This is a genomic window from Candidatus Schekmanbacteria bacterium (assembly GCA_003695725.1).
Lineage (GTDB): Bacteria > Schekmanbacteria > GWA2-38-11 > GWA2-38-11 > J061 > J061.
Window position 1 is genome coordinate 1 of the sequence record RFHX01000158.1, and the last position, 6,301, is coordinate 6,301.

Annotated in this window: 6 protein-coding genes; all 6 read right to left on the reverse strand. The window is 33.6% G+C overall.

All coding sequences use genetic code 11. From position 1 onward, the window contains the following. Positions 1 to 84: 84 nt before the first annotated feature. The 6 genes from D6734_06265 to pgsA are packed head-to-tail and all read right to left on the reverse strand — an operon-like array spanning position 85 to position 6,135. Entirely contained in the window at positions 85 to 831 is a 747-nt protein-coding gene (locus D6734_06265; protein RMF95097.1) for a glycosyltransferase, read from the reverse strand. Between the two features lie 17 nt (positions 832 to 848). Then, entirely contained in the window at positions 849 to 2,891 is a 2,043-nt protein-coding gene (locus tag D6734_06270) for a glycosyltransferase (GenBank protein RMF95098.1), read from the reverse strand. Then, entirely contained in the window at positions 2,884 to 3,858 is a 975-nt protein-coding gene (locus D6734_06275) for a glycosyltransferase family 2 protein (protein RMF95099.1), read from the reverse strand. The genes D6734_06270 and D6734_06275 overlap by 8 nt, the downstream gene beginning before the upstream one ends. Before the next feature lie 3 nt (positions 3,859 to 3,861). Further along, positions 3,862 to 4,716: a glycosyltransferase gene (locus tag D6734_06280; GenBank protein RMF95100.1), complete on the reverse strand. Its 855-nt coding sequence runs from the start codon at positions 4,714 to 4,716 to the stop codon at positions 3,862 to 3,864. A gap of 1 nt (position 4,717) precedes the next feature. Further along, positions 4,718 to 5,572: a pantoate--beta-alanine ligase gene (locus D6734_06285; GenBank protein RMF95101.1), complete on the reverse strand. Its 855-nt coding sequence runs from the start codon at positions 5,570 to 5,572 to the stop codon at positions 4,718 to 4,720. Between the two features lie 2 nt (positions 5,573 to 5,574). After that, entirely contained in the window at positions 5,575 to 6,135 is a 561-nt protein-coding gene (gene pgsA, locus D6734_06290) for a CDP-diacylglycerol--glycerol-3-phosphate 3-phosphatidyltransferase (GenBank protein ID RMF95102.1), read from the reverse strand. Positions 6,136 to 6,301: the final 166 nt, after the last annotated feature.

A 6,301-nucleotide genomic window follows, 5' to 3' on the forward strand; every position in this document is an offset into this window, starting at 1 on the left:
ATTCTAAGCATTTTTTTAGATTAATAAATCATTATTTCTATTTACAAAGCAGAATATATATAATTAAGGACAGTTGAAGTAATATTATTTGTTTTTTAATTTATTTCTAATTAACAATAAAGGGAATAAAGAATCCCTCAAAAGATACCTCCTCCATAATCTCGATGGCTCATTTATCAATCTATGAAACCATTCTAATCCTGAATTTGACATCCATCGAGGAGCACGTTTCTTTTCTCCCGAAATAAAATCTATTGCCGCACCCACTCCAATCGCAACCTTAATATCCAACTTCTCAATATTATTGAATATCCATTTTTCTTGTAAAGGAGTCCCAAATGCTACCACCAACAAAGATGCACCTGTGGAGTTTATTCTTTTGACAACCGTTTCGTTTTCAACTCCTTCTTTCCTGAAAAAACCGTGCATAGTTCCTGCTATCTTTAAATTTTTTATTTTCTTACAAAGATTTTGGCACGCTCTTTCAGCAACACCCTTTTCACCACCTAAAAAGAAAACACTCTTATTTAGAGGAGAAAATTTGCGAAGCATCATAGGCAAAAAATCAGGCCCTGATATCTTTTCAACAATAGGTCTTTTTAATATTTTAGAAGCCCATATAATAGGCATTCCATCAGCCAACAATAGAGTAGACTTATTATATATTTCTTTTAAAAAAGGGTCCTTTTCAGCCAACATTATCGATTCTACATTAGCAGGAAAAATCATATGCTTCCTATCATCGAAAAACAGTTTCACAGTTTCATCCAGCATTCTTTCAATTCCTGCATTAGAAAATCTTAATCCACAAATTTCTGTTTTCTCTATCATCCTTTAATTTTTAACAATTACATCAATAAACTTCTAATTTCCTTATCCAAGGAATAAACATTGTCATTAAAGAGAAATTTGGATTTTACAAGTCTGCGTCCTTCTTCTCCAATCTTTTTGCATAACTCTTCATTCATTAACACTTTTTCTAAAACATCTGCCAAAGACTCTTTATTACCCGGCTCAACAAGAAAACCGTTCTCTCCATCAGAAATCAGCTCTCTTACAGGTGGTATATCTCCTGCAACTACCGGCACTCCACTTGCCATAGCTTCAATCAAAACCAAAGGGAATCCTTCAGCATATGAGGGAAGGACAAAAAGATAAGCTTCTTCAAACAATTTTATTTTTTCTTCCTCATCTATCCATCCAATCAACTTTACATTATTTTTTAGATTATTCTTTTCAATAATGTGCTTCACTTTATCTTCCTTTCCATCACCAGCAACTATCAAACGACACGGATATGGCAAATTGCCAACAATAGAAGAAAAAGCAGAAAGAACATCGAATATCCCCTTTCTTTCTTCAATTGTCCCCATAAAAAGAATATTTCTTTCTTGCGATTCTTCATCTTTGGTATTAGCCGAAAGAAGTTGCGTAATATATGGAGAGAATGGCGGCACTATTACAATATCGTTTCTTCCGCAAATATAGAAAAGAGCTTCTTTCCAATAAGAAGAAAGCGCTACAACCTTTTCAACGCTATTTAGAATATATTTGATATAGCTTTTAAAAAAATGTGGTGAACGAGAATAAAAATGGTCGAAATCATAGGAATGACAATACAAAAGGACCTTAATTTTTCTTAGCTTAGCCAATAAAATTATAATCGACTTTCTCAAAAAACTTATATCACCGCTCATATAAACAAAGGCAAGTTTTGGTGGAGAAAAAAACGCTTGAATTGAAAATTCGAAATAGCCACAAATAGCTCTTATAAGTTTCAAAAATTTGTTTCCGCTTTGGTGAGTCGATATATGCGAAACTCTATATTTTTTAGAAACATCGCTTTCTAAAAAATGTCTTACCTGTTTTGAAATCCCGCCTTTAACATCAAGAGAAGGGCTTATTATTGTAATTTTCGCTGGTAAGACTGAATCGCAAAAGGGCAATAATTCTTCAAAAGGATAACAAAGGAATTGATAATGTCCCCAGATTCGAGCTTTGTAAAGATCATCCTTATCGTTTGTTAAAAAAAAGAGGATTATTGAAAGAAATAACCGCAAAAAAGATGCGATTTTTTTCGTTAAAAAAAGGACTTTACCCTTCCATAAAGGATTTCTCTTGATATATGATAAACAAGCACTTCGCTGAAATTCAAAATACATTCTTGCTATCCATTTATAATCAAGTCCTCTATCATCAGTAAATGAGCTTTTCCTGTGTAAATGAATCATCAATGAATCTTTACATACACCAATTTGCCATCCCTTGGTTATGGCATCAAAACATATATCCTCATCTCCTGTAAATGACTTCTCATCAAATCTTCCTATATCCTCGATTACTTCTCTCTTTATCATCATTGCGGCACCCATTACCCATCGGTCATCAAAAATGCATTTACTCTTCAAATCTCTCTCAGAGTAAAATTTCTTGAAAAAAGATAAGCGATCTATAAAAAAAGTTTCTGCCAAAGTAAAAGAGAGCGACCTAAACCTATGAATTACCTGTTGAATATTACCATCAGGATAAATAAGTTGGCTTGTAGCTATTCCAACACTTTCATTATTCGTCATAAAATCCAAGAGATTCTTTATGGAGTTATTGAGAACAATTATGTCATTATTCAAGATCAACAAATACTTGCCTGAAGATATTTCAATTCCTCTATTAACTGCAGATGTAAATCCTAAGTTTTCCTTCAAAGCCAATACATTGACAGATGGAAATTTTTCTGAGAGAAACTCTCTTGTTCCGTCAGTTGAGCCATTATCGACGACAATTATCTCTGCCGGTATCTCTTTAATATTTTGGATGATAGATTTCAAACAATCATCAAGCAAATCCTTGCCGTTCCAACTCGGTATAATCACTGAAACTGCAATTTCAGGCATTCCCTTCACCTCTCTGACAGCCTTCCATAAATCCTTTGTGAAAATGATAAAAGAGCATATTTTTGAGACAAAAAGCAGAAATATGGTTCAATTCTTCTTGGCCGCTTGAATTTAAAAATCTGCGCCTTGCCAATGAAGCGATATATCTATTTCTCATAAGAGCTTTCAAAAAATTTTTCTTTCTCCGAAATCTATTTCCTTTAAAGCTATAACCAAAACTTTCAGAAAGCTCTGGCCATTTTTCTAAAAAAATTCTCAATGATTTGCCGCTTTTTACCATTCTTTCAACGAGATTTGATATTGTCTGTTCATGAAAATGATAAACGGGCGCATTGTTATTATATAGAATTTTCATCCCCTTCTTTTGACACCTGTATCCCAATTCAATATCCTCCCATGCTGCAAAAGGGAAACGCTCATCAAAGAAAAGATTTTCAGATATTAGAAAAGATCTCTTGACAGAAAGATTAGAAGAATAAAAAAGATTGAAGTCTGTTTCGAAAACATCATTTTTTGCATCAACATCTTTTTTAAACTGGAAATTTCCACTGTCCAAAAAATCAAGAATACCCTTCGCTTTAATAGAATTATCCCATTCAATTGGGCCAGTCATTGCAAAAAAGTTTTCCTTATACTTATCTTTATGAAACCTTAAATGTTCTTCCAATGTACTTTGAGGAATAATTATATCATCCCCCGTAAAGAATAAAATGGGAGCTTCAGAAATCCTAATCGCCATATTCCGGGCACTTGCAGGACCTCTTCCTTCTATAAATAAATATTTGATGCCTTCATTTATATTTTTACATACTTCCATATTCTTGTGAGCCATTTGTCTTGTCGAACCATCATCTACCACAATCATCTCCAACTCTTCACTATTCTGAAACTTTTCAATATTATGCAATGATTTCATAAGAAACCCGGGACGGTTTTTTGTAGGTATTATAATTGAAATTCGTTTCATTTCTTATCTCAATCTCTTCAATAAAACCGAAATGAGGGCAACCGTTTCAACACAAATAGCAAGAAAATCCATTATCAAAAAAAACGGATGCAATCCTCCCTCTTTCATAGAAAAAATTCTTGTAATAGGATTCTTAAAAATAATTTTGATATAATTTAGAAAAAACCGTTCTTTATTTTTTTTAAATGCATAAGCTCCCCAATAATACCAATTATAGAGCGTTTTAAACACTCCTTTAATGTTCTCCTCTTTTAGATGTTTAACCTTTGCCAAAGGATTGCAGATGAGACAATAACCTTTTTTTCTTAAACGAATTCCAATATCCACATCTTCACCGTTTGTCTTGAATACGGGATCAAAACCGCCAACTTCTCTAAGCAATGAAACTTTGTATGATGAACACAACCCCCAAAGAAATGGAACATCAGATGTTGCTCTTTCTGATTGTTTCATCGAAAGCGCTCTCCACTTCTCCACAAGGGTTTTATTACTGACTTCAAGTGCAATTCCTCCTACTCCTCCAACATAATCATTATCATAACAATCCATTATTCTTTTGACAAAATCCTTATCAGGTATTGTATCACTATCAAAAAAAAGAAGAATATCCTCCTTACACAAATTCAAGGCTGTATTACGTGCTGCTGCAACTCCTAAGTTGCATCTATGCTCAATGACTTCTACATCTTTATACCTTCTTGCAATTTCAACTGTTTTATCAGATGAACCATCATCGATTATGAGAATCCTATCTGCCGGAGGATTCAGGGATATCACTGCGCTAATACATTTCTCTATATATTTTTCAGCATTATATGCAGGAATGGCTACAAGAATTGTCAATCTGTCTTCTTCCAAATTATTCTTTTGTTAAATGGATTACCCTATTGTCAATTAGTCTCGCGCTACCTATTTTGATAGCAACAGCAACCAAGACGTGATTTTGGATTTCCGCAATATCATCCAAAGTTTCAGGGTCTGAAAACGATATATAATCCACCTTTGCACCTTCCACATCCTCAGCCATTGAATAGAGGTATTTTTTAATTTCTTTTATTTTTTTGTCTCCTTTCCTCAAAAGTTTCTCTGCTTCATCTATTATTCGTGGGACAATCAGAGCTTTTTTTCGTTCCTCATCAGAAAGATATCTATTTCTTGAACTCATCGCTAATCCATCTTTTTCTCTCACTATAGGCATTTCAATAATTTCAACATCAAGATTCAAGTCCCCAACCATCCTCTTTATAATTTGGAGCTGCTGATAATCTTTCTGTCCAAAATACGCCTTATGGGGCATAACAATATTAAATAATTTCAGAACAACAGTTGTTACACCATCAAAATGTCCAGGCCTTGAAAGACCGCACAAATGTTTTTGAAGCTCCTTGACACTTACTTTTGTCTGAAAACCTTCTGGATACATTTCACTATCTGCAGGATAAAAAACAGCATCAACCCTCTCTTTTTCACAAAGCTCACAATCCCTTTCAAAAACCCTTGGATAGGAATTGAAATCTTCTCCGGGTGCAAACTGAATGGGGTTTACAAAAATAGTTACAACAGTCTTGTCACAATCTTTCACCGACTCTCTTATTAATGAAAGATGACCTTCATGAAGACACCCCATTGTTGGCACAATACCAATTATTTTTCCTGATTTTTTCCAGTCATAGGACTGAGCTTTCATATCTCTTATTTTCTTGAATATATTCATTTTTAGTTCCCCGATGTTAAATCAATGGAATCCCAAAAACTTGAAAAGTACTGGACACCTGAAATAACAGCACAACTTGCGGCTAAAAAAATCACAGCCCATCCCGATACCTTTAAATAATAAAAAAGCTCCTCAGAGCTTGTGCCTGAAAGAATAAGCAATAGAATACCGCATATTTCAAATACTGTCTTATATTTGGCAATAGCACTTGCCTGAATGACAATACCCTGCGATGCAGCGATGTTTCTCAATCCGCTTATACAGAAATCCCTGCCTATTAGAAAAACCACTATCCATGCAGGAATTTTCTGCAAATCAACAAGTGAAATCAGAGCAGATGATGTCAAAAGTTTATCAGCAATAGGGTCAAGTAATTTCCCTAAATTCGTTACTTCATTGCGATACCTTGCAATATAACCATCAATAAGGTCAGTCAGTGAAGCAACGAGAAAAATAAAAGCGGCAATCAGATGCATATAATATTTAGTGGAATAAAGAAGAAAAAAAACAATCAATGGCACAAGAAATATTCGAAACAGTGTAATTCGGTTTGCAACATTCATTAATTTCTTTCTCTTAAAATGGTGGTTCTTTCTTTTCTTTGAATCATTACAAGATTTTAAAGAATGAAAAGTATATTAGTCAATTGATACAGAGAATTTAAGATATATCAATATCATTTTTTTCTAAAACTATACAAATGAAAATTTAAAAAATTTAAAGCTTTTC

Bases quoted from the DNA above. Each gene is read 5' to 3' on its own strand.
- D6734_06265 (RMF95097.1), bottom strand. From the start codon at position 831: ATGATAGAGAAAACAGAAATTTGTGGATTAAGATTTTCTAATGCAGGA.
- D6734_06270 (RMF95098.1), bottom strand. From the start codon at position 2,891: ATGCCTGAAATTGCAGTTTCAGTGATTATACCGAGTTGGAACGGCAAG.
- D6734_06275 (RMF95099.1), bottom strand. From the start codon at position 3,858: ATGAAACGAATTTCAATTATAATACCTACAAAAAACCGTCCCGGGTTT.
- D6734_06285 (RMF95101.1), bottom strand. From the start codon at position 5,572: ATGAATATATTCAAGAAAATAAGAGATATGAAAGCTCAGTCCTATGAC.
- pgsA (RMF95102.1), bottom strand. From the start codon at position 6,135: ATGAATGTTGCAAACCGAATTACACTGTTTCGAATATTTCTTGTGCCA.